This is a genomic window from Streptomyces rimosus (genome assembly GCF_008704655.1).
In the GTDB taxonomy this organism is placed as follows: domain Bacteria; phylum Actinomycetota; class Actinomycetes; order Streptomycetales; family Streptomycetaceae; genus Streptomyces; species Streptomyces rimosus.
The window spans coordinates 1,802,838-1,829,700 of record NZ_CP023688.1; the positions used below are offsets into that span (position 1 = coordinate 1,802,838).

The 26,863-nt window shown below is 72.1% G+C and carries 23 protein-coding genes; 8 read left to right on the plus strand and 15 right to left on the minus strand.

What is annotated here, in order from left to right; genetic code table 11:
* Positions 1 to 48 precede the first annotated feature (48 nt).
* On the minus strand, positions 49 to 1,878 hold the full coding sequence (ggt, locus tag CP984_RS07365) for a gamma-glutamyltransferase (protein ID WP_003982000.1): 1,830 nt from the start codon (positions 1,876 to 1,878) through the stop codon (positions 49 to 51).
* A gap of 319 nt (positions 1,879 to 2,197) precedes the next feature.
* Between ggt and CP984_RS07370 the strand changes: the two genes are divergently transcribed.
* Positions 2,198 to 2,941, plus strand: coding sequence for a hypothetical protein (locus CP984_RS07370; RefSeq protein ID WP_003982001.1), 744 nt, complete (start codon positions 2,198 to 2,200; stop codon positions 2,939 to 2,941).
* 35 nt (positions 2,942 to 2,976) lie between these two features.
* Here the strand turns inward: CP984_RS07370 and CP984_RS07375 are convergent, their stop codons facing one another.
* Positions 2,977 to 4,515 (minus strand): carboxylesterase/lipase family protein, encoded by a 1,539-nt coding sequence (locus CP984_RS07375; protein ID WP_003982002.1) that lies wholly within the window; start codon positions 4,513 to 4,515, stop codon positions 2,977 to 2,979.
* 187 nt (positions 4,516 to 4,702) lie between these two features.
* Here CP984_RS07375 and CP984_RS07380 point away from each other — a divergent pair, with 187 nt between their 5' ends.
* Positions 4,703 to 5,104, plus strand: coding sequence for a DnaJ family domain-containing protein (locus CP984_RS07380; protein WP_003982003.1), 402 nt, complete (start codon positions 4,703 to 4,705; stop codon positions 5,102 to 5,104).
* Positions 5,105 to 5,162: 58 nt separating this feature from the next.
* Here CP984_RS07380 and CP984_RS07385 read toward each other — a convergent pair whose 3' ends face one another.
* Together CP984_RS07385 and CP984_RS07395 are read right to left on the minus strand one after the other, a co-directional pair.
* Positions 5,163 to 7,406, minus strand: a complete 2,244-nt coding sequence (locus tag CP984_RS07385) for an FG-GAP repeat domain-containing protein (protein ID WP_043978886.1) — start codon at positions 7,404 to 7,406, stop codon at positions 5,163 to 5,165.
* A 187-nt stretch (positions 7,407 to 7,593) separates the two neighbouring features.
* A complete protein-coding gene (locus CP984_RS07395; protein ID WP_003982619.1) occupies positions 7,594 to 8,325 on the minus strand; it encodes a LysE family translocator in 732 nt (243 codons plus the stop codon).
* Positions 8,326 to 8,468: 143 nt separating this feature from the next.
* Here CP984_RS07395 and CP984_RS07400 point away from each other — a divergent pair, with 143 nt between their 5' ends.
* From CP984_RS07400 to CP984_RS07410, 3 genes are all read left to right on the plus strand, one after another.
* Positions 8,469 to 8,915 (plus strand): RrF2 family transcriptional regulator, encoded by a 447-nt coding sequence (locus CP984_RS07400; RefSeq protein WP_003982620.1) that lies wholly within the window; start codon positions 8,469 to 8,471, stop codon positions 8,913 to 8,915.
* A 151-nt stretch (positions 8,916 to 9,066) separates the two neighbouring features.
* On the plus strand, positions 9,067 to 10,281 hold the full coding sequence (locus CP984_RS07405; protein WP_003982621.1) for a globin domain-containing protein: 1,215 nt from the start codon (positions 9,067 to 9,069) through the stop codon (positions 10,279 to 10,281).
* A 158-nt stretch (positions 10,282 to 10,439) separates the two neighbouring features.
* Entirely contained in the window at positions 10,440 to 12,065 is a 1,626-nt protein-coding gene (locus tag CP984_RS07410; RefSeq protein ID WP_003982622.1) for an alpha/beta fold hydrolase, read from the plus strand.
* Positions 12,066 to 12,084: 19 nt separating this feature from the next.
* Here CP984_RS07410 and CP984_RS07415 read toward each other — a convergent pair whose 3' ends face one another.
* From CP984_RS07415 to CP984_RS07430, 4 genes are read right to left on the minus strand one after another with little or no spacing between them, the layout of a single operon-like run.
* On the minus strand, positions 12,085 to 12,948 hold the full coding sequence (locus CP984_RS07415; protein ID WP_003982623.1) for an amino acid ABC transporter permease: 864 nt from the start codon (positions 12,946 to 12,948) through the stop codon (positions 12,085 to 12,087).
* Positions 12,945 to 13,589, minus strand: a complete 645-nt coding sequence (locus CP984_RS07420; RefSeq protein ID WP_003982624.1) for an amino acid ABC transporter permease — start codon at positions 13,587 to 13,589, stop codon at positions 12,945 to 12,947. The genes CP984_RS07415 and CP984_RS07420 overlap by 4 nt, the downstream gene beginning before the upstream one ends.
* Positions 13,590 to 13,602: 13 nt before the next feature.
* Positions 13,603 to 14,517 carry a glutamate ABC transporter substrate-binding protein gene (locus CP984_RS07425; protein ID WP_003982625.1) on the minus strand — a complete coding sequence of 305 codons (915 nt, stop codon included), beginning with the start codon at positions 14,515 to 14,517 and terminating at the stop codon, positions 13,603 to 13,605.
* Between the two features lie 14 nt (positions 14,518 to 14,531).
* Positions 14,532 to 15,275, minus strand: a complete 744-nt coding sequence (locus CP984_RS07430) for an amino acid ABC transporter ATP-binding protein (RefSeq protein WP_003982626.1) — start codon at positions 15,273 to 15,275, stop codon at positions 14,532 to 14,534.
* 239 nt (positions 15,276 to 15,514) lie between these two features.
* Between CP984_RS07430 and CP984_RS07435 the strand changes: the two genes are divergently transcribed.
* Complete coding sequence (locus tag CP984_RS07435) at positions 15,515 to 16,270, plus strand: GntR family transcriptional regulator (RefSeq protein ID WP_003982627.1); 756 nt, start codon at positions 15,515 to 15,517, stop codon at positions 16,268 to 16,270.
* A gap of 91 nt (positions 16,271 to 16,361) precedes the next feature.
* On the opposite strand, the gene CP984_RS07440 is transcribed toward CP984_RS07435, so the two are convergent.
* Positions 16,362 to 16,784: a DUF6278 family protein gene (locus tag CP984_RS07440; RefSeq protein WP_003982628.1), complete on the minus strand. Its 423-nt coding sequence runs from the start codon at positions 16,782 to 16,784 to the stop codon at positions 16,362 to 16,364.
* Between the two features lie 133 nt (positions 16,785 to 16,917).
* Here CP984_RS07440 and CP984_RS07445 point away from each other — a divergent pair, with 133 nt between their 5' ends.
* Positions 16,918 to 18,717, plus strand: a complete 1,800-nt coding sequence (locus CP984_RS07445) for an SGNH/GDSL hydrolase family protein (RefSeq protein WP_003982629.1) — start codon at positions 16,918 to 16,920, stop codon at positions 18,715 to 18,717.
* 22 nt (positions 18,718 to 18,739) lie between these two features.
* Here CP984_RS07445 and CP984_RS07450 read toward each other — a convergent pair whose 3' ends face one another.
* The 5 genes from CP984_RS07450 to CP984_RS07470 form a co-directional block, all read right to left on the minus strand.
* Positions 18,740 to 19,519 (minus strand): exodeoxyribonuclease III, encoded by a 780-nt coding sequence (locus tag CP984_RS07450; protein WP_003982630.1) that lies wholly within the window; start codon positions 19,517 to 19,519, stop codon positions 18,740 to 18,742.
* Between the two features lie 72 nt (positions 19,520 to 19,591).
* Positions 19,592 to 20,245, minus strand: coding sequence for an MBL fold metallo-hydrolase (locus tag CP984_RS07455; protein ID WP_003982631.1), 654 nt, complete (start codon positions 20,243 to 20,245; stop codon positions 19,592 to 19,594).
* A 60-nt stretch (positions 20,246 to 20,305) separates the two neighbouring features.
* Positions 20,306 to 21,601, minus strand: a complete 1,296-nt coding sequence (pcaDC, locus tag CP984_RS07460) for a bifunctional 3-oxoadipate enol-lactonase/4-carboxymuconolactone decarboxylase PcaDC (RefSeq protein WP_003982632.1) — start codon at positions 21,599 to 21,601, stop codon at positions 20,306 to 20,308.
* Between the two features lie 189 nt (positions 21,602 to 21,790).
* On the minus strand, positions 21,791 to 22,387 hold the full coding sequence (locus tag CP984_RS07465) for an NADPH-dependent F420 reductase (RefSeq protein ID WP_003982633.1): 597 nt from the start codon (positions 22,385 to 22,387) through the stop codon (positions 21,791 to 21,793).
* Between the two features lie 40 nt (positions 22,388 to 22,427).
* Positions 22,428 to 23,261, minus strand: coding sequence for an inositol monophosphatase family protein (locus CP984_RS07470; RefSeq protein WP_003982634.1), 834 nt, complete (start codon positions 23,259 to 23,261; stop codon positions 22,428 to 22,430).
* Between the two features lie 134 nt (positions 23,262 to 23,395).
* Between CP984_RS07470 and CP984_RS07475 the strand changes: the two genes are divergently transcribed.
* Positions 23,396 to 24,289 (plus strand): LysR family transcriptional regulator, encoded by an 894-nt coding sequence (locus CP984_RS07475; RefSeq protein ID WP_003982635.1) that lies wholly within the window; start codon positions 23,396 to 23,398, stop codon positions 24,287 to 24,289.
* A gap of 28 nt (positions 24,290 to 24,317) precedes the next feature.
* Here CP984_RS07475 and CP984_RS07480 read toward each other — a convergent pair whose 3' ends face one another.
* Positions 24,318 to 26,819 carry an ATP-dependent Clp protease ATP-binding subunit gene (locus CP984_RS07480; RefSeq protein ID WP_043978883.1) on the minus strand — a complete coding sequence of 834 codons (2,502 nt, stop codon included), beginning with the start codon at positions 26,817 to 26,819 and terminating at the stop codon, positions 24,318 to 24,320.
* Between the last annotated feature and the right edge of the window lie 44 nt (positions 26,820 to 26,863).

The window sequence follows — 26,863 nt, forward strand, 5'->3', positions numbered from 1 at the left end:
GCCCCTTGTGTTCCGCCCCGGCCCGCCCGGCCGGACGCCGCGCCGCGGTCAGTCCTGCGGCCGTACGACCATCGCCGACCCGCCGCCGCGCCGCACCTTCTCGGCCGCCGCCAGCCAGCGTCCGCCGGGCAGCCGCTGGACGCCGGTCGCGGCGCCGATCTCCGGGTTGCGGGTGAACCGGTGCCCGATCGCCTCCAGTTGCGCACGGACCGGGCTGTCCCACAGGCCGGGTTCCAGCTCGGTGGCGGCCGCGTTGCGCTGGCTGGCGCGGGGCGCCGCGATGGCGTCGACCAGCGGCATTCCGCGGTCCAGGTGGTTCAGCAGGCTCTGCAGCACGGTCGTGATGATCGTCGCGCCGCCGGGCGAGCCGAGCGCCACCACGGGCCGGCCGTCCCGCAGCACGATCGTCGGGGACATCGAGGAGCGCGGGCGCTTGCCGGGGCCGGGCAGGTTCGGGTCGTGCACGGCCGGGTTCGCCGGGGCGAAGGAGAAGTCCGTCAGCTCGTTGTTGAGCAGGAAGCCGCGGCCCGGCACGACGATGCCGCTGCCGCCGGTCTGCTCGATGGTGAGGGTGTAGGCGACGACGTTGCCCCATTTGTCGGCGACGGTCAGGTGGGTGGTGTTCTCGCCCTCGTACGTGGTCGGCGTGGCCCGGCCACCGGCCTTGCAGGGCTTCGGGTGGCGCGGGTCGCCGGGCGCCAGCGGGCTGGTGAGCACCGCGTCGTCCTTGATCAGGCAGGCCCGGGAGTCGGCGAACCGCTGCGAGGTCAGGCCCCGGGTCGGCACGTCCTCGAACCGGGGGTCGCCCACCCAGCGCCCCCGGTCGGCGAAGGCGATACGGCTCGCCTCGATGTAACGGTGCAGGTAGTCCTTCTCGCTCAGCTTCGACAGGTCGCTGTGCTCCAGGATGTTCAGCGCCTCGGCGATGCTGGTGCCGCCGGACGAGGACGGCGCCATGCCGTACACGTCCAGCCCCCGGTACCGGGACCGGGTCGGCGCCTGGGAGCGCACCTCGTACGAGCCCAGATCGCGGGCCGTCAGATCACCGGCCCGCACCTTGCGGTCCGCGCCGGGCCGCACCGGCGGCTTCCGTACGGTCCGTACGACGTCCTTGCCGAGCCGCCCGTGGTACATGGCATCGACGCCCTGGTCGCGCAGCTCCTTGTACGTACGGGCGAGGTCGGGGTTCTTGAAGGTGGAGCCGACGACCGGGAGCTTTCCGCCGGGCAGGAACAGGCGGGCGGTGGCGGGGAAGTCGCGGAAGCGGGCCTCGTTGGCGGCGGTCTGCGAGCGGAAGGTCGCATCGACCGTGAAGCCGTCGCGGGCCAGCTTCTCCGCGGGCTTCAGGACGTCGCGCAGCGAGCGGGTGCCCCACCGGTCCAGCGCGGTGTCCCAGGTCGCGGGCGTGCCGGGGGTGCCGACGGACAGTCCGCTGGTGACCGCCTCGTCGAACGGGATCGGCTTGCCGTTCTCCAGGAACAGACCGCTGCCGGCGCTGCGCGGCGCGGTCTCGCGCCCGTCGAGGGTGCGCACGGTGCGGGACTTGGCGTCGTACGAGACGAAGTAGCCGCCGCCCCCGACGCCGGCCGAGTAGGGCTCGGTGACGCCGAGGGCCGCCGCGGTGGCGACGGCCGCGTCCACGGCGTTGCCGCCCTTGCGCAGCACCTCGATGCCGGCGGCCGAGGCGTCGGCGTCCACGCTGGAGACCGCGCCGCCGTAGCCGACCGCGACCGGCGCCTTCGGCGGGGTCTTCGCGGGCGCCCGGGACGGGGACGGCGGGGCGGCGGCCGGGGACTGGGCGGCGGCCGGGACGGTGGTCAGCGAACCGGCGAGGGCGGCCACCACCCCCAGTACGGAAAGTCGGCGGACCGGTGTCATACGGCGTTCCCTCCTGGCCTGAGCGGGCGGCAGGGGCCGGAGCCTACCTGCGAGATCACGGGGGCGACAGGGGGCGCGAGGGCGGGGCGCGAAAGGGGCGCGCTCGGGGGTGCGACACACGGTGCGCAAGGGGCGTGCACGGGCATCCGTGGCGTGGTGCGCGAGGAGCCTGCACGGACGTGAGGCGCGCGGTGCGCAAGGGGTGCACGGCGGCGCATAGCGGGTGACGTTCCCATGCCCGTACGGATGCGGGCAAGGCGGCCCAGCCACCCGCCCCGCGTCCGACCACCCCTCTGGCCTGCCGCTACGCTCCCCCGCCATGGACGACTCCCTGCTCCTTCTGACCGTGGCGGTGGCCGCCCTCGTCGTCGGCACGGCGGGCGGCTGGGCCGCGCAGGCCGCCGTGGTGCGCCGCAGGCTGACCCGCGAGCAGAGCTTCTTCGGGCTGCCCGACGGGTCGGAATGCGTGCTGGTCACCCACCGGGACAGCACCTCGGCCCACTGGAGCATCCCGCGGCACGACGCGCTGGCGCTGCTCGGGCTGGCCTCGGTGGTGGAGAACTGCGGGGCGCACGCGGAGGTGGCGCCGCACGACACGGGGCTGCAGGGCTTCGGCGCCCGTACGGAATTCTGCGTCGGCGACCCGACCGCGCACCGGCGCCTGGCGGCCCACATGGCGAACCTGCTGCCGGGGGTCGCCGTGCATCCCGGGGACGAACACGGCATCGGGCGCGGGACGTTCGCGGTCGGCGGTTCGACGTACCGGCTGGAGCCCGGCGCGACGGAGCACGTTCTGCTGGCCCGGCTGACCGCCGTGGAGAGCGGCCGTCCGGTGTTCCTCGCGGCCGGCCAGCGCCCGGTCACCCACCGCGCCGCGGTGCGGCACCTGGTGCGCAACCGGGCGCGGCTGGCCCGCAAATACGGGGCCGACGGGCAGTTCTGCCTGCTGCTGAAGGTCGTCAACTCGCAGGCGTACGGGCCGGACGTGGTGGAGCTGGTCGCGGACGTGACCAAGGCCGCACTGGCGCCGCCGGAGCCGAAGGGCCACCGCGCGAGCGTGTAGGCCCCGCGCGGCGGCCGGGTTCGCCCCAAGGGCTTTCAGCCGAAGTACATGACCTCGGGCGCCGGCCCGCCGCAGTAGGGCCGCCAGTCCGCGAGCCCCGGCCCGTTCGGCGTGCCGGTGGCGGTGAAGGCCGCGAACGCGCCGCCGAAGGCCCGCGCCAGGCGGCGGGCGTCCGTGCCGGGCCGGCCGAGCATCGGGCTGTCGGGGTAGGCGTCGAACGTCCCGAAGAGGAAGGGCAGCTCCGCGCAGTGGGTGGCGCCCAGCGTGCCGTCGTCGCCGTCCGGGCCGCGGTCGAAGCGGTAGACGTACGCGGGCGTGCCCTGCGCGGCGCGCTGCTCGGCGATCCGGGTCACGCCGTCCCGGAACAGCCAGCCGGTGGCCGCCTCGGTGAGGAGTTCGGCGTGCGAGGCATCCGGGCGCAGGCGCGCCAGGTCGTCGTAAGCGCAGGCCGCCGCGTCGCGGTCGCCGCCGCGAAAGGTGTCGCGGGCGTCCTCGCGCATGATCCGCAGGACGTCGTCCCGGGTGAACGCGCGGGCCCGCTCGTCGAAGGCGACGAACGCGGTCATCTCGTCCCGTACCGTACCGATCAGCAGCCCGGCGCCGCCCAAGGCGCCCTCGGCCACGGCCTGCCGGGGCGGCGTGGGCAGCAGCGCGCCGCCGAGCACCGGATACATGGGCGGCGCGATCCGGCCCGGCCGCGCGCGGTCCGCCGACAGCCGGGCGTACGCGGCGAGCAGCCGTTCCGCCGGCAGCGCACGCAGCTCCCGCAGCACCTCCGCCTCCCGGGCGCCGCCCACCGCCTTCCCCGGCAGCCCGAGGAGGTCCAGGAAGGCGGCCGCGCTCCCGGCCGCCGCGTCCGGTTCCTGGGGCGGCAGCCCCCACGGCCCGCTCTGCGCGATGACCCGGCGCACCATTCCACGAGTCTCCGGCGCGACCGCGAGGGCCAGAGCCGCATACGCGCCCGCCGACTGCCCGCCGACGGTGACACCAGCGGGATCGCCCCCGAACGCCGCGATGTTGTCGCGCACCCAGCGCAACACCGCGGCCTGGTCCCGTAGACCGAGATTACCCACACCGGACTCCGGCAGGTACAGGTAACCGAGCGGCCCCAGCCGGTAGTTGGCGGTGACCACGACCACATCACCGAGCGCGGCGAGCCGTGTTCCGTCGTACCAGTCCCAGCCGCCGGAGCCACTGGAGAAGCCGCCGCCGTGGAACCACACCAGCACGGGCCGCCCCGCACCGGCCGCCCCGGCCGGGCTCCAGACATTCAGCGTCAGACAGTCGTCCTCGCTCCAGTCGACGGCCCGGCGCCCCATGACGCACTCCAGGCGGGACGGCCCCTGCGGTACGGCAGGCCCCGGGCGCGCCGCGTCACGGACACCGGACCAGCCCTCGTGCGGGCGCGGCGGCGCGAAACGCAGCGCGCCGACCGGCGAGGCCGCGTACGGGATGCCGCGGAAGGCGGCCACCGGCGGCGCGTCCACATCCCCCTCCGCCACCGGCGCCGGTTCGCCGCACACCCGCCCCCGCTCGGTCTCCACGGTCCGCCACCACGCGCGTCCTGCGGCCATCGTTCAGCCCCTTCGTCCGGTCCGGCCCCCGTGCAGCAGCACCCGTTCTACGCGACGCCCCGCCGCATCCGTACACCTCCCCACCGCAAAGCCCCGCCGTTACCCCCGTGTGGTAATCCTGTGACCAACGGCTCCGGCGTGCCGGGGCCCGGGCGACCGGCCGACCCCACGCCCCAGGGAGCACGTGATGACCGAACGCAAGCCCCCCGGTGTCGACTTCGAGACCTGGACCGACCGCCAGATCCGCGAGGCCACCGAACGCGGCGACTTCACCGCCCTGCCCGGCTTCGGCAAGCCCCTGACCGGCCTCGACAAGCCGTACGACGCCATGTGGTGGGTCAAGGAAAAGATGAACCGCGAAAACCTGAGCTTCCTCCCACCCACCCTCGCCCTCCGCAAAGAGGCCGAAGACGCCCTGGAAGCCGCGGCGCGGGCACCGTCGGAGCGCGCGGTCCGGCGCATCATCGGCGAGATCAACGCGAAGATCGAGGAAGCGGTCCGGCAGCCGCCGCCGGGGCCGCCGTTGGGGGTGGAGCCGTTCGATGTGGAGCGCGTGGTGAGCGAGTGGCGGGAGCGGCGGAAGAAGTAGGCCGCCCGGGCCGGAGGCCGGGGGTGGGACCGGTCCGCGCCGGTCCCACCCCCGGATTTCAGGACAGCGTGTCCCAGCTCCACAGCTCGATGCCGGTGGTCTCACGCGGGGCGAACGGCGCCCGCCAGTCACCGGTGCCGTGGTAGACGTACGTCATACGGTCCTTCGTGGTGACGAAGAGATCGGCCTTGCCGTCGGCGTTCGCGTCACCGATGCCGACCATCTGGGGGTAGGCGTCCCAGCCCGCGCCGATCTTCACCCGGTCCGCGAACGTACCGTTGCCGTACCCCAGGTACAGCCACAGGACACCGTCCGGATCGCGGGCCACCAGGTCGCCGCCGGGGCCGCCGGCCACATCGCCGACCGAGGTGATCTCGTTGTACATGTTCCAGCCGGTACCGGCCTTGACCCGCGGCGCGAACGGCACCCGCCAGTCGCCCGTGCCCTTGTAGAACCAGAGCACACCGGCGGAGTCGCGGGCCAGCAGGTCGCCGCGGCCGTCGCCGTCGATGTCCCCGCCGCCCGTGATCCGGTCGTACATCTCCCAGCCCGCGCCGATCTTCGCGCGGTCGCTGAAGGTGCCGTCACCCTTGCCCAGGTACAGCCACAGCACCCCGTCCTTGTCCCGCGCCACGATGTCGCCGCCCGACGCGCCGGCCACATCACCGACGGCGGTGACCTGGTTGTAGTCGCCCCAGCCGGTACCGACCTCCTTGCTCTGCGTGCCCTTGAGCTTCCCGCCGTCACGGAAGGTGTCCATGAGCGAGAGCGTGCTCGATCCGCGGAGCAGCAGGTCCGGCGTGCCGTTGTCGGTGTAGTCGTGCGGGGCGGGCTTGCGCGTCACCTTGAACGTGCCGCTCTTCTCCAGGACCGGACCCAGGTTGTTGAGCGGCTTGGCGCTGAACTTCCAGGTGTAGTCGCCGTTGGGCGCGGCCGGCTTGTCCAACCAGTCGCCGAACACGCCGTCCCAGTCGAAGTCGACCCAGCCGGGGCCGCTGTGGCTCGGGCCCGCGTCGCCGGGGCGCACGGTGAACTCGCGCTCGGCGCCGGACGCCTGGTGCCGCAGGGTGATGGTGACCTCGACGTTGCGGCGGGACAGCTGCCAGCGCGGCTTCCAGTGGCCCTTGGACAGGTCGGCCACCGCCGGTACCTGCGCGTCGGTGAGCGTGACCTTCGTCGGCTCACCGGTGCTCGCGACCAGCTGCGCTACCGGCGCGCCGTCGGCCCCCGCGGAGATCCGGTACAGGCCCTCGCCCTGTTCCGCGGTGCCGCCCGTCATCAGCAGGGCGCCGTCCGGCGTGGGAGTGAGGCTTTCGAAATGGTCGAGCACCTTGCGGTCGGTGCCGCCGCCGACCGGCATAGCGCGTACGGAGGGGTCCCGGGAGTACTCGGCGGTCTTACGCTTCTCCCCGTAGACCGCCCAGTCGCCGACCAGACCGACGTCCGGGGTCACCATGCCCTGGAGCGCGGTGCTCCACCGCTTGCCGTCGCCGGCCAGCTCCACCGTTTCCAGTTCGGCGCGCGGGTCGAGCACCGAGCCGCTCACCGCGAGGTGCTTGGCGGACACGGCGGCACCGGCGGTGTAACCGCTCGCCAGGCTACGGCCGGTGACAACCTTGGCCGTGGCCAGGTCGACCACGACGTAGTCGAAGAACTCACCGTATCCCCGCCCGCAGCGGACCACGGCCTTACCGGAGCCTCCCGCTTCCAGGTGGAAGTCGTTCGAGTGACCGGGCAAGCCGGTGACCACCCGGTCGGTCACCTGCTCGCCCTCGGCGGCGAGCAGGTGCACCTCCTCGTCCTTCTCGTCCTTGCCGACCCGCTTGTACGCGAACACCGAGGAGCCCACGGTGCCCATGTAGTGGTAGCCGTACGTGGTGAGGTCGATGAACGTGGACTTCCCCGTGGCCATGTCGCGCAGGGTGATCTTCTTGGAGGCGCCCATGACCGGGTCGTCGCCGAGCGCGACGACGTCGGACGCCGTGCCGTGCTCCGTCCCGAATCCGTAATCGGCCTTGTCCTGGGCCAGCTGTGTGGTGCTGCCGTCCGCGTAACGCGTCCACACCACCTTGCCCTGCGGGTCCGCGGAGAGGTACCCGGTGGTGCCCGCGCTCACGATCCGGGAGCCCGGCGCGAGCTTGCCCACCGAGGCGGCGGAGGCGGGGGCGGCGAAGGCCGCGGGGGCCGCCGGCGCGGCCGCGGAGGCGGGGACGGCGAGCGGGCCTGCGGTGACCGCCAGGCCGACCGCCACCGCCGTGCTCAGCAGCCGTCCGGACCGTCTCGGTATCGGGGAAAGAGTCATGTGCCCTCCTGGCAACACACCGACCAGCCGGAGAGCGCCCAGGGGACACTGTTTCCCCCGAACCGACGGAAACCGTGTGCCCCCCGCTGGTGATCGGGCAAACCCTAGCAACGGCGGATTTAACCAGATCACATCTCCGCTGGTCGCAGCGGAGATCCGGGACAACTTTGGCCAGTACGCCCCGCCTTCACCGCTCCTCCGTAGCCAACCACCCCGCCAGCCCCAGCATCCCGGCCCCCGTCGCCGCGTCCAGCCGCCGTCGTACCCGCCGGGTGATGCCGAGGGCCTTCAGCCGTCCGCCCAGGGCGGCGTAGCCGCAGGCGCAGCAGAATTCGACGGCGATGTAGGCCGCTCCCAGGGCGCACAGCGGGAGGACGACATGGGCGGCGTCGCGGGAGAGGAATTGCGGGAGGAAGACGGTGAAGAGGATCAGCGCTTTCGGGTTGGCCGCGGCGACGATGAACTCCTGGCGGGCCAAGCGGCGCGCGGATACGGGTTGTCGACCCCGCAGGGCAGGGGCCGCGCCACTGGACCGATCCTTGCCCTGCGGAGCCGCGCCACCGGCCCCGCTCCTGTCCTGTGCGACCGCTCCCTCGGCCCGGCTTCCGCGCCGCTCCTCGCCGACCCCCCGACCCGCCGTGGCCACCGTCCGCACCCCCAGCCAGGCCAAGTACGCCACTCCGCCCCATTTGACGACGCTGAACGCCACCTCTGACGCGGTCAGCAGTGCTCCCAGTCCGGCCGCCACCGCCGCCACCATCAGCGCGAACGCGCCGAACCGGCCCAGTGAGGCGCCGACGGCCGCCCGTGGGCCGTGCCGCAGGCCGTTGCGGAGTGCCAGGAGTTGGTTGGCCCCGGGGGTGGCGGCCAGGAGTACGGCCGCCGGGAAGAACGCGGCCCATTCGACGTCGGTCACCATGTGTCCACGCGTACCCCGTGGCGCACGCAGCCGCGCGGGCGGTTCCTCCTGACCGCCCGACCCGTCCGCCGTGTCCGGTACGCCCGTCCCCGCCCGCCCCATCCAAATTGGCATCACATACTCCAATTCAGTACGGTGTGCTTGTGCGCCTGACGAAGAGCACCGACATCGCGCTCCGCATCGCCATGCGGCTGGCGGTCCTCGACCACCGGGAGGACGCGCCGACCACCCGGGAGGTGGCCGGTGCGGTCCAGGTGCCGTACACCCATGCCGCCAAGGTGGTGAGCAGACTCCAGCACCTCGGCGTCGTGGAGGCCCGGCGGGGCCGCAACGGCGGGCTGTCGCTGACCGAGGCGGGCCGTACCGGCTCCCTCGGGCGCCTGGTCCGCGAGCTGGAGGGGGTCGGTGACGTGGTGGGCTGCGAGGACGATCCGCCCTGTCCGCTGCGCGCGGCCTGCCGGCTGCGCGGTGCGCTGCGCACCGCTCAGGAGGCGTTCTTCGCCGCGCTCGACCCGCTGTCCATCGAGGACCTGGTGGATACCCCGACCGGCCCGCTGCTGCTGAGCCTGTCGCCCCGGCCGGAGGGCTGAACGGCCCTATTGTGCCGCCACCCCCGCTCGTACGCTCGCAGTGAAATACGAATCTGAGATGCCAGTTTTCACCGCGGCGTCGCACCGCCCGGCCACCGGGCCGGCACAACGCAAGACCAGCACATATCGAGAACACGAACCGGAGCACCCGATGCTGTCGACCAAGTCCGCCGAGACCGTCCGCGCCACCCTCCCCGCCGTCGGGTCGGCCATCGGCGAGATCACCCCGCTCTTCTACGACAAGATGTTCGCCGCCCACCCCGAGCTGCTGCGCGACCTGTTCAACCGCGGCAACCAGGCCAACGGCAGCCAGCGCCAGGCGCTCGCGGGCTCCATCGCCACCTTCGCGACGTACCTCGTGGAGCACCCGGACGAGCGCCCCGACGCGATGCTGGAGCGCATCGCGCACAAGCACGCCTCGCTCGGCGTGCGCGCCGACCAGTACCCGATCGTGCGCGAGCACCTGTTCGCGGCCATCGCCGAGGTGCTCGGCGACGCGGTCACCGAAGAGGTGGCGGCGGCCTGGGACGAGGTGTACTGGCTGATGGCGAACGCCCTCATCACGCTGGAGGAGCGGCTGTACACGGCGGCGGGGACGCCGGGCGGTGACGTGTGGCGCGAGTACCGCGTGACCGGCCGGTTCCAGGAGACCGACGACGTGGCCACCTTCGTCGTACAGCCGGTGGACGGGCGCCCGCTCCCGGCGTCCCGGCCCGGCCAGTACGTCTCCGTACAGGTCGAACTCCCCGACGGGGCCCGCCAGATACGGCAGTACAGCCTGTCGGGCCAGCCGGACGCCGGCCTGCAGTTCTCCGTGAAGCGGGTCACCGGCGACGCGGCGGGCTCACCCGCCGGTGAGGTCTCCAACCACCTGCACGACCACGTGCAGGGCGGCGAAGTCCTGCGGGTGAGCGCGCCGTTCGGTGACGTGGTGCTGGACGAGGGCGACCGCCCGCTGCTGTTCGCGTCGGCGGGCATCGGCTGCACGCCCATGATCGGCATGCTGTCCCGGCTCGCCGCCGACGGCTCCGCCCGGCGCGTCGTCTCGGTGCACGCCGACCGTTCCCCGTACACCCACGCCTTCCGCGCCGAACTGCGGCAGCTGACGGAGAAGCTGGACAACGCCACGGCGGAGGTCTGGTACGAGCGGCCGGAGGACGGCGGGGACCGCGAGGGCACCGGCGAGGCGATCACCTTCCACGAGGGCCTGATCGACCTGAGCCGGGTCGAGGTCCCGGCCGGCACCATCGCCTACCTCTGCGGCCCGGTGCCCTTCATGAAGGCCGCCCGCGCCCAGCTCCTGGAGGCGGGCGTAGCGGCGGCGGACATCCACTACGAGGTGTTCGGGCCGGACCTGGGCCTGTGAGGACGGCATGCGCCCGGCCCGCCGGCCGGGCGCACCGCCCCGCACCCGGACATCTCCGCGTTACCCATCCGTAACCTACCGATGGGTTACCTCCGGTAAGCACGGCACCTTACTCTCCAGTCACTTCAGCCCCCCTCCTGAAGCACCTGGAGCAGTAGATGTCGCCCTCACGTCCCACGCTGCGCACCGCCGTCGGCACCGTCTCCGCGGCCGTGCTCGCCACCTCCACCCTCGCGGGCGCCCCCGCCGCGAACTCCGCGGCGTCCGCACCCGCAAGCGGCGCGCGGAGCGGCGCCACGGCACCACGGGACGTCGCGGCGCGGTTCCCCGACGTGAAGTTCGTCGACATCCAGGGCGACGGCGGCATCACCCTGAAGGCCAACGTCTTCACGCCGGGCGACGCCGCGCCCGGCCGCCGCTACCCGCTGATCGTGCTGCCCACCAGCTGGGGCATGCCGCAGATCGAGTACGTCGTGCAGGCCAAGAAGCTCGCCGACGCCGGGTATGTGGTGGTCGGCTACAACTCCCGCGGCTTCTGGCAGTCCGGCGGGCAGATCGAGACGGCCGGCCCCCCGGACATCGCCGACGCCTCCAAGGTCATCGACTGGGCGCTCGCCCATACCCCGGCCGACCCGGGCAAGGTGGGCATGGGCGGGGTGTCGTACGGGGCCGGGATCAGCCTGCTGGCCTCGGCCTTCGACAAGCGGATCAAGGCGGTCGCGGCGCTGAGCGGCTGGGCCGACCTGATCGACTCGATCTACAGCGGGCGCACCCAGCATCAGCAGGCGGCCGTCCTGCTGGGCGGTGCCGGTGCGCTCACCGGGCGCCCCAGCCCGGAGTTGAAGACCATCCTCAAGGACTTCCTGGCCTCCAATCTGGCCAAGGAAGGCGACATGCTCAAGTGGGGCGCCAAGCGGTCGCCGGTCACCTACCTCGACCGGATCAACGCCAACGGCGCGGCCATCATGCTGGGCAACGCCTGGGGCGACTCGCTCTTCCCGCCCAACCAGTACGCCGACTTCTACGAGAAGCTCAAGGGGCCCAAGCGGCTGGAGTTCCGGCCCGGTGACCACGCCACCGCCGAGGGCCTGGGCCTGCTCGGCCTGCCCAACGACACCTGGGACCACACGAAGCGCTGGTTCGACCACTATCTGAAGGGCGCCGACAACGGCGTGGACCGGGAGGCACCCGTACAGCTGAAGTCCCGCTCCACCGGCGCCTACGAGGGCTACAAGAGCTGGAAGGACGTGCCCTCGGCGAACCGGAGGATCGCGCTGAACGGCACGCAGCAGATCCGTACCGACCGCGATTCCGGCGCCAACGGCGGCACGGTCTTCCTCTCCAGCCTGCTGGACCAGTTCTTCCGGCTGCCGCCGATGGCCTCGATCCCGCTGCTGCCGCGCTCGGCCGCGGCCGTGTGGCAGTCGGAGCGCTACACCTCCGCCCAGCACGTACGCGGTACGGCGAAGCTGCACACCACCGTGACCAGCACCGCCGAGAGCGGCACCGGCATCGCCTACCTGTACGACGTCGGGCCGCTGGGCGTCGGCAAGCTGGTCTCGCACGCGCCGTTCACGTTCCACGGCAAGGCCCCGGACAAGCCGTTCGGCGTGGACCTGGAGCTGTTCTCGACGGCGTACGACGTTCCGGCGGGCCACCGGCTGGCGGTGGTCGTGGACTCCGTGGACCCGCTCTACATCGAGCACAACCCGTCCGGCGCGAAGCTGACCTTCTCCTCCCCGGCGGACGATCCGTCGTGGCTGTCGGTGCCGGTACGCGACTGAGCGCCGGTGGCCGGGGGCGTCAGTGCTGTTGCCCCGCCCCCGGCAGCAGCGTCCCCGGCTCCGGCGCGTTCACGTCCACCGCCTCCGTCTTCGGGCTCCTGCGCTGCCGCTGGGCGACCCGGTACGCGCACCACGACAGCAGCATGCACATGCCGATGTAGATCGGCGAGATGATCAGGACGACCGGGATGAACGGCAGGTCGTAGTCCAGGTTGGAGGCGATCAGCTTGCCGGCGTGCAGGAACTCCTCGTAGGTGATCAGGAAGCCGAGCGAGGTGTCCTTCAGGGCGACCACCAGCTGGCTGATGATCGTGGGCAGCATGGCGCGGACCGCCTGCGGCACCAGGACGTACGTCATGACCTGCGTCTTGCGCATGCCCAGCGCGTACGCGGCCTCCCGCTGCCCGCGGTCTACCGAGTGGACGCCGGCCCGGAACACCTCGGCCAGCACCGAGCCGTTGTACAGCGTCAACCCGGCGACCAGCGCGTACAGCGGCTCGGCCTTGAGCGCCACGTAGATGAAGAAGATCATGACCAGTACGGGCATCGCCCGGAAGAACTCCACCAGCAGCGTGCTCACCCAGCGGACCGGCGCGTGGTCCGAGAGCCGTCCGGCGGCGAGCACCGCGCCCAGGACGAGGGAGAGCACCGCCGCGATCGCGAACGCCTTGAGCGTGTTGCCCAGCCCTTCGAGCAGCAGTTCCTGGATGCCCTTGTACGCGAACGGTGTCCACTTGCGCGCGCTGAACTGGCCGGTGTCGATGAGCAGGTACACGGCCCAGGCGAGGATGGCGAGGATCACCACGGTCGCCGCCACCCCGTAGATCCGGTGCCGGCGCCGGGTCTGCGGTCCGGGGACGTCGTAGAGGGCGGTGGTGGTCATCGGGGAACCCCCCAGCGCTTTTCCAGCACGTTGAACAGCGCGCTGATGGTCAGGGTCACGATCAGATAGCCGACGGCGATCCAGACGAAGGTCCAGACGATGCTGTAGCCCAGTTCGTTGAGCGTCTTGTAGGTGCCGAGGAGTTCGACGACGCTGAAGGAGCCGGCGATCGCGGAGTTCTTGGCGAGCGCGATGAGCGTGGAGCCGACGGGCGGGATGACGGTACGGAACGCCTGCGGCAGCACCACGCCGCCCAGCGTCTGCGAGAAGGTCATGCCCAGGCTGCGCGCCGCCTCGCCCTGCCCCACCGGAACGGTGTTGATGCCCGAGCGCACCGCCTCGCAGATGAAGGCGGAGGTGTAGCAGCCCAGCGCCAGTACGGCGAAGACCTTGAAGGGCAGCACGACGCCGAAGCGCGGCAGGCCGAGCAGCACCGCGAAGAACAGCAGCGTCAGCGGGGTGTTGCGCAGCACCATCACCCACACGGTGCCGAACACCCGCAGCGAGCCGACCGGCGCCACCCGGAAGGCTGCCATCACCACGCCAACGGCGAGCGCCAGGAGCGAGGCGAAGACGGTCAGTTCGACGGTGCCGAGCAGGCCCTCCCCGTAGCGGGAGAAGTTGTCCAGGAGCACGTTCATGGGCGGTCCGTCCTCAGCTCGCCGGGTAGCGGTCGATGGCGGGCGGCTTCGGAGCGGGGACACCGGACAGGCCCAGCGTCGCGTCGTACGCCTTCTTCCAGTCGCCGTTCTTCTCGTGCGCGGCGAGCGCGTCGTCCAGCGCGAAGCGCAGCGCGGTGTCCCCGCGCGGCACGCCGATGCCGTACGGCTCCTGGGAGAACGGCCTGCCGGCCAGCTTCAGCTCGTCGGGCACCTTCGCGGCGTAGCCCATGAGGATCGCGTCGTCGGTCGTGACGGCATCGACCTGATAGGTGAGCAGGTTGTCGACGCACACCGAGTACGTGTCGTAGGCGACCAGGTCGGCCTTCGGGTAGTCGGACTGGATGCGCTGGTACGGCGTGGAACCTGCCGCCGAGCAGACCTTCCTGCCCGCCAGGTCACCGGGGCCGTCGATGCCCTTCTGGTCCTTGCGCACGAGCAGGCCCTGCCCCGCCATGTAGTACGGCCCGGCGAAACCCACCTGCTGCTTGCGCTTGGCGTTGATGGTGTAGGTGCCGACGTAGTAGTCGATCTGTCCGTTCTGCAGGGCGGTCTCGCGGTTGGCGGAGGAGATCGTCTTGAACTGGATGGTCTTCGGGTCGAAGCCGAGGGAGGCGGACAGCATCCTGGCGATCTCGATGTCGAAGCCGGTGTACGTGCCGGAGGCCGGGTCACGCTCGCCCATGTAGGGCTGGTCCTCCTTCGCGCCGACCACCAGCCGACCGCGGCTCCTGGCCTTCTCCCAGGTCGCGGAGCCGGGCAGCCGGAAGCCCGTGGCGGTCGTGTAGCGGGGCAGCTGGCTGCCCTTGGGGCCTTTGACGGGCGGGCTGCCGGACTTGCCGCAGGCGGCGGCCAGCAGCGCGACGGCGGTCAGCACGAGCGCCGCGAGGGCGGTTCGGGTCTGGTGCATGGCGGCGCCCCCGGTCAGTGCTTGAGGATCTTGGAGAGGAAGTCCTTGGCGCGGTCGCTCTCGGGCGCGGTGAAGAACTCCTCCGGCGTGCGGTCCTCGACGATCCGGCCGTCGGCCATGAAGACGACCCGGTTGGCGGCCGAGCGCGCGAAACCCATCTCATGGGTGACGACGACCATCGTCATGCCCTCCTGCGCGAGCTGCTGCATGACCTCCAGCACCTCGTTGATCATCTCCGGGTCGAGGGCGGAGGTCGGCTCGTCGAAGAGCAGCGCCTGCGGCTCCATGGCGAGCGCGCGGGCGATGGCCACCCGCTGCTGCTGGCCGCCGGAGAGCTGCGCCGGGTACTTGTCGGCGTGCGCCGCGAGGCCCACCCGCTCCAGGAGTTGGCGGGCCCGCCGCTCGGCGTCCTCCTTCTTGCGCCCCCGGACCTTGACCGGCGCGAGCATCACATTGGCCAGCACGCTCTTGTGCGCGAACAGGTTGAAGGACTGGAAGACCATGCCGACTTCGGCGCGCAGCCTGGCCAGTTCCCGCCCCTCCTCGGGGAGCGGGTGGCCGTCCAGGGTGATGGTGCCGGACCCGATCGGTTCGAGGCGGTTGATGGTGCGGCACAGGGTGGACTTGCCGGAGCCGGAGGGCCCGATGACGACCACCACCTCGCCGCGGCCGACGGTGAGATCGATGTCCTGGAGGACATGCAGTTTCCCGTAGTGCTTGTTGACCCCGCGCAGCTCGATCAGCGCATCACCGGCCATGTGCAGCCCTGCTCACTCTCATCCGTCCAGCCAGGACACCGCAACCTACCCGCACGAAACCGGGCCTTCTCCGCTGACACGCACAGATGCCACGACAATCCCCGATTACCGGAGAAAATGCCCACGCGTGCCGGGTACGGAATCCCGGGAGCGCCGGGTACGGAGCGGCCGGGCGGGACCCTGGCGCACCGCGCTTCCCTAGGTACACAGAGCCTGCCTGCGTACCTAGCCTGTGGGGCATGGGTGACAACCGGCCTGTCTTCCAGCGCATCGCCGACGACCTGCGCCGCCAGATCGACGAGGGCGCGCTGCCCGTCGGTGCGCGCATCCCGTCCCGCTCCGAGCTGAAGCGGACGTACGAGGCCAGCGACCAGACGGTGGACCGGGCGGTCCGCGTCCTGAAGGCCGCCGGCTACGCCGAGGGCCAGTTCGGGCGCGGGGTCTTCGTGACCGACCGGGCGCCGATAGGCACCTTGCTGCGCTCCACGGGCGCCGTGGACTCCCCGTTCGCCGCCCGCATCGCGCTGGAGGGCTCGCCCGACGGCGCGCCACTGACCTGGGAGGCGTCCTCGACGGCGGCCGCGGCGTCCGACCGGGTCGCGCGGCGGCTGTGCATCGTGCCGGGCACCGGCGTCATCCGGTCGGTGTACGAGTACCTCGCCAACCGGCAGCCGGTGCAACTCGCCACGAGCTGGGAGCCGCTCGCCATCACCGAGGGCACGGACGTGGTCTTCCCGGAGTGCGGGCCCTACGCGCGTCGGGGCGTAAGGGGGCGCATGGCGGCCATCGGCATCCGGGTGGTGCGCGCCGAGGAGCGGGTGGGCTCGCGGCCCGCTTCCAGCGCCGAGGCGGAGACGCTGGGCTGCTCCCCCGGGCAGTGCGTCACGGTCGTGGAGCGCACCCACTTCGACGCGGACGGGCGGGCCGTGGAGACCTCGGACATCGTCGTACGGGCCGACCGGTGGCGGCTCGCGTACGACATCGGGTTCGTGTAGCCGGGGTCGGGCGGTCGGGCTTCGGGCAGGCGGGCTCCGGACGGTCGCGCCGGGGCCGGCGTCCGTGTTCCGGCGGACCGGGCACGGGCCGTCAGCTCTCGGCGGCCTCCGCGTAGAGCTGGCACAGTTCGGGCGCTCCGGTGGCCGCCCAGTCCCGGCCCGCGGTCACCACGTCCACCTCCCGGCCGGACGCCAGCCGGACCACCGGCTCGCCGCTCGGCCACACCTTCCAGCTGGCGCCGGGCACCGTCCGCACCAGCACCGTGCCCAGGTAGAAGCCCGCGTCGTTGCCGAGCCAGGTCACCACCTCGGGGTCGTCGCGCCAGGCGGGGCGCAGCTGGTCCAGCGCCTCCAACGAGTGCACCGAATCGTCCAGTTCCACGCCTTCGGTCTGGGCCTGGGCACGCAGCAGCTCGCACTCCGCCAGGAGCTGGGCCGCGCCTTCGGGGTCGTCCACCACAGCGGGGCTCGCTTCCGGCCGCTTGCGCCACTTGTCCAGGAAAGACATGTTCATGGGCGTAGCGTCCCACCCGGGCCGGGGCGCCCGCCACAGGCGCGCGGCAGGCCGGTGGCCGGATCACCGCGCCCGGCCACCGGTTCCGGCCGGTCCCGTACCCGTTCCCGGCACCCGTGGAAGGACTGCCCGTATGCGCGTACGACTATGGGGCGCGATACTCGCCCCGGCCCTCTCGCTCGCCCTGTGCACCACGGCCGCCCTGGCGACGCCGCCACAACGGCTCGCTGAACCGGTGCCGTTGGAGCGCCTCTTCGACAACCGGGCCATCAGCCAGCCGAGCGACCCGGCGTCGGCGGACTTCGACGGCGCGGGCAACTCCCTGTCCACGCGGGACCTCGACGCGGCGGGCTGGACGCCGGGCCGGGTCCTGACCCTCGACGCGGCCCGGCTGCGGTGGCCGCGCACCGCCGCGGGCCGGCCGGACAACCTACGGGCCGACGGCCAGACCGTACGGCTGAGCGGGCGCGGTGACGCGGTGTCGTTGCTGGTCGCGGCCACGGGCGGCACGGTGAGCGGCACCGGCACGGTCCGCTATCGGGACGGGTCGCGCAGCACGTACCGGCTGACCGCGCCGGACTGGCGTACGGGCCCGCTGAGCACCAAGGCGGTCGCGCTGCCGCACATCAACACGCCGGGCGGCCAACGGGCGGAGCGGGCACGGCTGTACGCGGTGAGCGTGCCGGTGGTGCGCGGGCGCGAGGTGGCCGCCGTCGTACTGCCCCGGGACCCGGGGCCGGGCGCCGATCTGCACGTGTTCGCGGTGGCGGTACGCGACAACGGCGCCGGTTGGACCGGCAGTTGGGGCGCGAGCACGGGAGGGTACGCGAAGGCCGGGCCGTGGGGCGGCCGAACACTGCGCCTGGTCGTGCACAGCGGCGCGGGCGGGCCGCGGGTGCGGGTCCGGCTGGCGAACACCTTCGCGGCGGCGCCGGTGGACTTCGGGGCGGCGAGCGTGGCCGTGCAGGGCGCGGGCGGCGGCGCGGGAGCCGCCCGCACACCCGTACCGCTGACGTTCGGCGGACAGCGCGGCACCCGGGTCCCGGCCGGCGCCGAAACGTACAGCGATCCGCTCCGCCTGCGCGTACCTGCGGGCCGGAACCTGCTGGTCAGCCTGTATCTGCCGGGCACGGTGACGACAGCGCCGATGCACGGGCGGTCCGAGCAGGTCTCGTACGTGAGCGCACCGGGCAGCGGCGACCGTACGGGTGACACCGGTGCCGCGGCGTACCCCGGAACGCTGACCGCCTGGCCGTTCCTGACCGGGGTGGAGGTCGCGGACGGCCCGGGAACGGTCGTGGCACTCGGGGACTCCATCACCGACGGCCAGGGCTCGACGGCGGGCGCCAACCGGCGCTGGCCGGACGTACTGGCCCGCCGTTTCCAGGCCCAGCACGCACTCCCCCGCTACGGCGTGGTCAACAGCGGCATCGCGGGGAACCGGGTCGTCACCGACCGCTATCCGGGTGACGGCGTGAGCGCCGACGTCAGCGGGGTCAGCGCACAGCACCGGCTGGAGCGGGATGTGCTGGCGCGGCCCTCGGTCCGTACGGTCGTGCTCTTCGAGGGCGTCAACGACGTACGGACCGGCACCCCGGCGCACGAGGTCGTGGCGGGACTGCGGTCCCTCGCCCGGCGCGCGCACGAGCGCGGGCTACGGGTGGTGGCCGCGACCATCGCGCCGTGCGGCGGCTTCCCGGACTGCACGGCGGCCGTCGAGGAACGGCGCACCGCCGTGAACGCCGCCCTCCGGGCGCGCGGCGCGGTTTTCGACGCCGTACTGGACTTCGACGCGGTGCTCCGCGACCCGCGGCACCCGCAGCGGCTGCTGCCCGCGTACGACAGCGGCGACCATCTGCACCCCGGCGACGCGGGCATGCGGGCGCTCGGGGAGTCGGTGCACCTGCGGGCGCTGGTGCCGGGCGGGCGTTGACGGGGCGGGCCCTTCCGTCGGCTCAGACGTCCAGATCCACCACCACCGGCGCGTGGTCCGAGGCGCCCTTGCCCTTGCGCTCCTCGCGGTCCACATAGGCGTCCGAGACGGCCTTGGAGAACGGCTCGTTTCCGTAGACCAGGTCGATGCGCATGCCCTTGTTCTTCGGGAAGCAGAGCTGGCGGTAGTCCCAGTAGGTGAACGGCTTGTCGTACTTCAGGGGGCGCGGCACCACGTCCGACAGACCGGCCTCGCGCAGAGCGGCCAGGGCGGCCCGCTCGGCGGGCGTCACATGCGTCATGCCCTCGAAGACGGAGGTGTCCCACACGTCGTCATCGGTCGGCGCAACATTGAAGTCGCCGAGGACCGCGAAGGGCCGGGAACCGGCCGCGTCCTCGGCGACGGCCGCCTTCAGCGCCTCGAACCACTGGAGCTTGTAGGCGAAGTGGGCGTGGTCGATCTCGCGGCCGTTGGGCACGTACACCGACCAGACGCGGACCGGGCCGCAGGTCGCGGAGACGGCGCGGGGCTCCTGCACCCCTTCGTAGTCCGGGCCGCCGGCCAGACCGGGGGTGACGTCCTCCAGGCCCACCTTGGACAGCAGCGCGACGCCGTTCCACCGGCCGGTGGCGTTCACGGCGGCCTCGTAGCCCAGCTCGCGCAGCTGGTCGTACGGGAACTGCTCGTCCGAGCACTTGGTCTCCTGGACGCACAGCACGTCCGTGCCGGTGTTCTCCAGCCAGGCCAGCAGCCTCGGGAGGCGGGCGGTGATCGAATTGACGTTCCAGGTCGCGATGCGCATGTCCGTAAACCTACAGCGGGGGTGTGACAGTCGGGGTCCGTGCCCGGCCCGGCCGGGGCCGGGCACTGTATCTCAGTTCAGCGCGGTGCACTCACCGGGTGCGAGGCGGCCGTGGTCGGTGCCGCCCAGCTTGTCGATCATGCCGTCGTAGACCGGGCGGGCATGGTCCTGGAGCAGGCTGTCGTGCACGTCGATGGCGCGGCGCGGCCGGACCTCGCGGACGTAGTCGATGACCTCGGCGACCTTGTTCCAGGGCGCGTGCACCGGCAGCAGCAGCGTATCGACCGTACGCCCCTGGGGAACGGTGAGCGCGTCGCCCGGGTGGAAGACGGTGCCGCCATCATCCTCAGTGGTAATCAAGTAACCGACATTCGTGATGCGCGGAATGTCCGGGTGAATGACGGCGTGCATCTGTCCGTGCACCTCCACGTCGAAACCGGCCGCCGTGAATGTGTCCCCCTCACCGACCGTGTGCACCCGCCCCGGAAAGGCCGCGGAGATCTGCTCGGCGACGCTGGCCAGGGTCCAGATCTCGGCGCCGCGGTGGGCCTCCATGCCCGCGCGCAGCCGCTCCTCGTCGAAGTGGTCCATGTGCTCGTGGGTGATCAGGATGGCGTCGGCGCCGACCGCCGCGTCCCGCTCGCTGAAGACACCGGGATCGATGACGAGCACCTGCCCGTCCTTCTCCAGCCGGACGCAGGCATGGGTCTTCTTCGTGAGTTCCATGCTTCCCATCTTGCCGCGCGGAGCCCTTGGAGGGCCGCAGCGGGAGGCGGGCGCCGGCCGTCACCCCTGCGGGGTGGTCTCCTCCCGTATGACACGCTGCGCCACGCCGAAAGCCGCGTTCGCGGCGGGCACACCGCAGTACACCGCCGTGTGCAGCAGCACTTCCTTGATCTCCGTGGGCGTCAGCCCGTTGCGCAGCGCGGCGCGGGTGTGCAGCGCCAGCTCGTCCCGATGACCGCCGGCGACCAGCGCCGTGAGCGTGATGATGCTGCGCGTACGCCGGTCCAGCCCGGGGCGCGTCCACACCTCCCCCCACCCGTACCGGGTGATGAACTCCTGAAAGTCCCCGGTGAAGTCATCCGTCGTCTCCTCCACCCGGTCCACATGCGCGTCGCCGAGCACTTCGCGCCTGACCTTGATCCCCTGCTCGTACGCACCGCCCCGCACCGCCTCCGGCTGCCTGAGGCCGGACTCGATCGCCGCGGGCGTCATGGCCGGAGGCGGCGGCGCGGCCGCCGGCACCGGCTTGGGGGCGGCAGCGCCGATCGCCGTCTGACCGGTGGCACCCAGCTTGTCGTGCCAGGCGGCCGTGAAATGCCGGATGAGCAGCTCGGTCACGGCGGCAGGCTGCTCGACCGGCGCCAGGTGGGACGTACCGGGAACCAGCGCGAGACTCGCGTCCGGAATGCCCGCCACCAGGGTGCGGGCATCGGTGGTCGGGGTGACCTGGTCCTCGGAGCCGACGACGACGAGGGTGGGCACGCCGATCCGCTGGAGCGAGGAGCGGACGTCGAAGGCGGCCATCGCCTCACAGGCCGCGATGTAGCAGCCCGGGTCGGTGGTGCGCACCATCTGGACGGCCCACTCCACGATGGCGGGCTGGGCCCCCGCGAAGCCCGGGGTGAACCAGCGCTCGGGCGAGGTGCGGGCGATCGGGTCCAGCCCGTTCGTACGGATCACCACACCCCGCTGCCGCCAGGCGTCCGCGGTCCCGTACCGCGGCGAGGAGGACACGAGCGCGAGCGAGGTGACCCGCTGCGGCCGGGTGAGCGCCAGCTGCGCACCGATGGCACCACCGATGGAACACCCCACATACCCGAAACGTTCCACCCCCAGCACATCGAGCGTGGCCACCAGCCGGTCGGCCAGCTCGGCAACAGAGGACGCCGGATACGCGGGCGAGCCGCCATGCCCCGGCAGATCGAACCGGACGACGCGCCAGTGCCGGGTCAGCTCGGGTACCTGCCGATCCCACATGTGCCAGGTCGTCCCGAGCGCCGCACCCAAAACCAGACAAGGTGCGTCTTCCGGCCCGTCAGAGCGGTATTGCAGGGTCTTCACCGTCGTCTCACTCACCTGCTCACGCTCCCACATGTCTTGAGGGGGCCTGTAGCGGGGGCCTGGCGGTGGGTGTTCGACCGGGTGCAAGTCCTTTCGGGCCGCATGGCGTTCGAGGCAACGGACGGGTTCGCGGCGGGGCCTGCCGGCGACGGCCGTGCCGGGACCGATACCGGCTGAGGCGTGCGCAGGTGTTGCCTCGGACTTTCAGCGGGTGATCGAGATGGCGAAGGGCGCGAATCCGCCCGATCGGATCACATGCGGCACGAACAGGACGGCGGCCTCGGTGGCCCGCGCGGTCTCGATTCCGCCGAGGTCCGTGATCCACTCCTGCTGCCAGCCGAGGTCGGCGAGAAGCCCGCGTACGACCTGCTTGGCCTTCGGGTCCTCGCCGGAGAGGAAGGCGGTCGGTGGCTGCGTGAGCGCGGCGGGTGCGGTCATCACCGGGTAGAGCATCGTGTTGAGCGTCTTGACGACGCGTGTGCCGGGGAGGGCTTCTTGGAGGTGCTCCGCGAGGCTTGAGCCGGGGTGGAGCAGGGCGGCCGGCAGGCCGTCCGGTCCGTCGACGGTGGCGTTGGAGACGTCCACGAGAATCTTGCCGCGCAGTTCCTCGCGCAGTGCGACGAGCCGCTCCAGCGATCCGGCGCCCGGGGTGGCGTTGATGACGATCCGCGCTGTGCGGGCGGCGTCGGCGGCAGAGCCCGGTGAGCGGTCCGCCACGGTCACCTCGTGTCCGGCCCCGGTGAGGGCTCGGGCGAGGCTGCCGCCGACGCGGCCGTTTCCGAGAACAGCGATCGTGGTCATGCCGATGTGGTCCTTCCGGTGTCTGTGGTTCTCGTGGGAGTCAGCGGGAGAGCGTGGTGACGGCTTCGGTGTGCACGCCGGGCGCGGCGGCCAGGAAGCTCTCGCTCAGCGGGGTCCAGGGGCGGCCCTCGGCGTCGGATATCCGTCCGCCGGCCTCGGCGACGAGCAGCGCTCCGGGAAGCAGGTCGGCGCGGGCCCCGGCGAACTGCCAGAAGGCGTCGATCCGGCCGGCGGCCACGTTCAGCAGGTGCAGGGTGGCGGGCACGGAGGTCCGCACCACGAGCGCGTCGAAGAGCATCGCCGTGATCGAGGAGCCGATGCGCCGCACGACCTTCTCGTCCTCGTCCGGCCTGGCCTGGCTCGTGGCCACGAGGCTCAAGCCGAGGTCCGTGGTCCGGGACACGTGCAGCGGGCGGCCGTCGAGCCGGGCGCCGGCGCCGGCGAGCGCGGTGTAGGTCTCCCCGGTCAACGGCAGGTGCACCGCGGTGAGTACCGGCTGGTTGTCGCGTACGAGCGTGGCGGTGACCGCCCATTCCGGCAGCGCGTGCAGGTGGTTGACGTTGCCTTCGGCCGGATCCAGAACCCACCATTCGCCGGGGGGCAGGGCACCGCCCGCCAGCTCGTCCTCCACGAAGCGGGCGTCCGGGCGCAGGAGGGTGAGGCGGGGGCGCAGGACGCCGAGGGCCGCGTCGTCGTTGGCGGCGAGCGCGCGCATCAGCTCTTCGCGGGTCCGGTGGCGGACCACGTCGCCGAACCGCTCCCGTAGCACCGAAGCCGCCGCGCGCACGGCGATCGCGGTCTGCGCGAGCAGGTCGGCGTCGGACGCGGAACCGGCGGGTGCGGCGCTTGGGGTGCTCTGCGTCGATTCGGGCATGGCGGTGCTCCCAGTTGAGAAGGGGGATGAGGCGGACCGGGCGAGGACTGTGTTCCTTTCGCGCCCGCATCTCGAAGGTAGGAGGGGCGACCATTAACTACAAGTGCATGTAAAGCACGGCTAGCATGACTCTCATGCAATTGGATCTGAACCTGCTCGCCGCGCTCGATGCGCTGTTGGAGGAGGGCAGCGTGGCCGGCGCCGCTGAGCGCCTGCACGTCACCGCCCCCGCGATGAGCCGAAGCCTCGGCCGGATCCGGCGCACGACAGGGGATCAGATCCTGGTGCGTACCGGGCGCACGATGACCCCGACGCCGTACGCGATCGCCGTCCGGGAACAGGTGCACGAGCTGCTGCAGCAGGTCCAGGGCGTGCTGGCACCGAGCCGCGAACTCGACCTCACGACGCTGGAGCGCACCTTCACCCTCCGCTGGCACGATTCACTCGTCGCACTCGGTGGCCCCGCGCTTCTCGCGGCCGTACGCGAGCAGGCGCCGGGCGTGCGTCTGCGTTTCCTCGCGGAATCGAGCGTCGACACCCCCGAGCTGCGTCGCGGCGAGGTCGACCTGGAGGCGAACGCGGACCGCCCGACCGCACCCGACATCCGCGCCGACCGGGTGGCCGAGAGCCAGCACGTCATCGTCGTGCGGCAGGGCCACCCGCTCACCCGGGTCAGGGCCGTCACCGCCGCGCAGTACGCCGCGGCCGAGCACATCACCGTCTCGCGGCGCGGCAGGCTCGGCAACGCCCTCGACGACGCTCTCGCGCGGCTCGGTCTCACCCGCCGGGTAGTGGCGACCGCGCCCACCGAAAGCACCGCCTTGGAGTTCGTCCGCGACTCCGATCTCCTCGTCACAGCCCCGGAATCGACGACGCGCGCAACGGCCACGGCCCTCGGTCTGACCGTGCTCCCCCTGCCGTTCGAACTGCCGTCGGCCGCGGTGTACCTGTCATGGCATCAGCGCTACGACACCGACCCCGCACACATCTGGCTACGCGATTTGGCGCGGAGCGCGTTGGCGCCCTGACGTAGCGGCCGGCACGGGCCGGCCGTGGTCAGCCCGTTGTGGCCGGTTCGGCGCTCTCCTCCCGGCTGCCGGGGGTGACCTTGCACTCCAGCCGGCCGTCCCGCACGTCGCAGGTAACGGTGTCGCCGGGGCCCACCTGGCCGTCCAGCAGCATGTTGGACAGCCGGTTGTCGAGCTCCGTCTGAATGGTGCGGCGCAACGGCCTGGCACCGAACTCCGGTTGATAGCCCTGCTCCGCGAGCCATTCCTTGGCGCGCTCGGTCACCTGGAGACCGACCTGCTGCGCGTGCAGCCTGCGGCGACTGCGCTCCAGCAGCAGGTCGACGATCCGCACGAGGTTTTCCCGGGTGAGCGCGTGGAAGACGACCACCTCGTCGATGCGGTTGAGGAATTCGGGGCGGAAATGGCTGCGCAGCTCGGCCATCAGGTCGTCGCGGATCTCGTCCACGGCGCCGTGGTGGTTCAGGATGAGCTGTGAGGCGAGGTTGCTGGTCATGATGACGACCGTGTGGCGGAAGTCGACCGTACGGCCCTGCGCGTCGGTCAGCCGGCCGTCGTCGAGGACCTGGAGCAGCAGGTTGAAGACGTCCGGGTGCGCCTTCTCCACCTCGTCGAACAGCAGCACGCTGTACGGCTTGCGACGGACCGCCTCGGTGAGCTGCCCGGCTTCGTCGTAGCCCACGTACCCGGGAGGCGAGCCGACGAGGCGGGAGACGGTGTGGCGCTCCTGGAACTCGCTCATGTCGAAGCGGATCAGCCGGTCCTCCTGGCCGAAGAGGATCTCGGCGATGGCCTTGGCGAGTTCGGTCTTGCCGACGCCGGTGGGCCCGAGGAAGAGGAAGCTGCCGGTGGGACGGTCGGGGTCGCCCATCCCCGCACGGCCCCGCCGCACGGCCTGCGCCACCGCGGTGACCGCCTCGTCCTGGCCGACCACCCGCGCGTGCAGGGTCTCCTCCAGCCGGATCAGGCGTTCGCGCTCGGTGGCCGTCAGCTGGGCGACCGGGATTCCGGTGCGCCGGGAGACGACTTCGGCGATGTCCTCCTCGGTGACCTCTGCCACCGGTGCCCGCTCACCGTCCAGGCCCGAAAGCCTCTCCTGCGTCTCGTCGATCTGTCTCTTGAGCCCGGCGGCCCGGTCGTAGTCCTCGTTGTGGACGGCCTCGTCCTTCTCCCGGTTCAGCCGGGTCAGTTCGTCCTGGACCTCGTCCGCCTCGGGGCTGTCACCGCCGCCGCGCAGCGCCACCCGGGCCCCTGCCTGGTCCAGCAGGTCGATGGCCTTGTCGGGCAGGAACCGGTCGGTGATGTAGCGGTCGGAGAGGACCGCCGCGCTCTCCAGCGCCGCGTCGGTGAAGCGCACGCCGTGATGGGCCTCGTAGGCGTCGCGCAGGCCCTGAAGAATCTCCACGGTCTCGTCGACCGTGGGCTCCGGCACGATCACGGGCTGGAAACGGCGTTCGAGCGCGGCGTCCTTCTCGATGTTCTTGCGGTACTCCTCCAGCGTCGTGGCGCCGACCAGACTGAGATCGCCGCGCGCCAGGGCGGGTTTGAGGATGTTGCCCGCGTCCATGGCCCCCTCGCCGCCGCCACCGGCGCCGACGACCGTGTGGATCTCGTCGATGAACAGGATGATGCTTTCCTGCGCCTCGGTGACTTCGTCGATGACCTTTTTCAGGCGCTCCTCGAACTCTCCGCGGTACTTCGAACCGGCCACCAGTCCCGGCAGGTCCAAGGCGACCACCCGCCGGTCCCGCAGGGTCTTGGGCACATCGCCGGACACCACGCGCTGCGCCAGGCCCTCCACGATGGCGGTCTTGCCGACCCCCGGGTCCCCCAGCAGCACCGGGTTGTTCTTCGAACGCCGGGAGAGGATCTCCACCGTCTGCTCGATCTCCTGGGCCCGCCCCACCACCGGGTCCAACCGTCCCGCGCGGGCCTCTTCCGTAAGGTCGCGGCCGTACTCGTCCAGCGTGGGCGTCGCACTGGACCCGCCGCCCGCCGAACCGCCACCGGCCCCGCCCGGGCCCCCGCGGTCGCGGCGGGCTCCGGCACCCTCCGGGCCCAGCATCCCGGCCGCACCGGACGAGGGGTCCTCCACGACCGCCGCCAGGATGTGCTCAGGCCCGATGTAGGACGCACCCGCCTCCTGGGACTTGGCGTGGGCCCTGAGCAGGGCCCGCTTCGCCGCCGGAGTCAGCCGCGGTTCCTCCACCCCGTCACCGGCCGGCAGCGACTGCTCCACCTGCGCCACCAGCGCGTCGGGATCGGCACCTGCTTGCGCCAGCAGACGGCGGCCCGGGTCGGCCTGGGCGGCGGCCCACAGAAGGTGCACGGTGTCCAGATCGGCCCCGTCCTCGGCGGCACGCCCGCCGGCCGTCGCCAGAAGCTCCTGCGCGGCATCGCTGAGCAGGCGCCCGATGGGCACCCGCTGGACCGCCGGCGGTGAGGCCGCCGGACTGGTGCCGAAGAAGCGGTTGAACAGGTCCGAGAACGGGTCACCGGACCCGAAGGGCGAAGTCGTCACAGCCGTCATCCGATCCGGCGGGCGACCGGCCCGCGTGCGTTGTCGATGGGAAA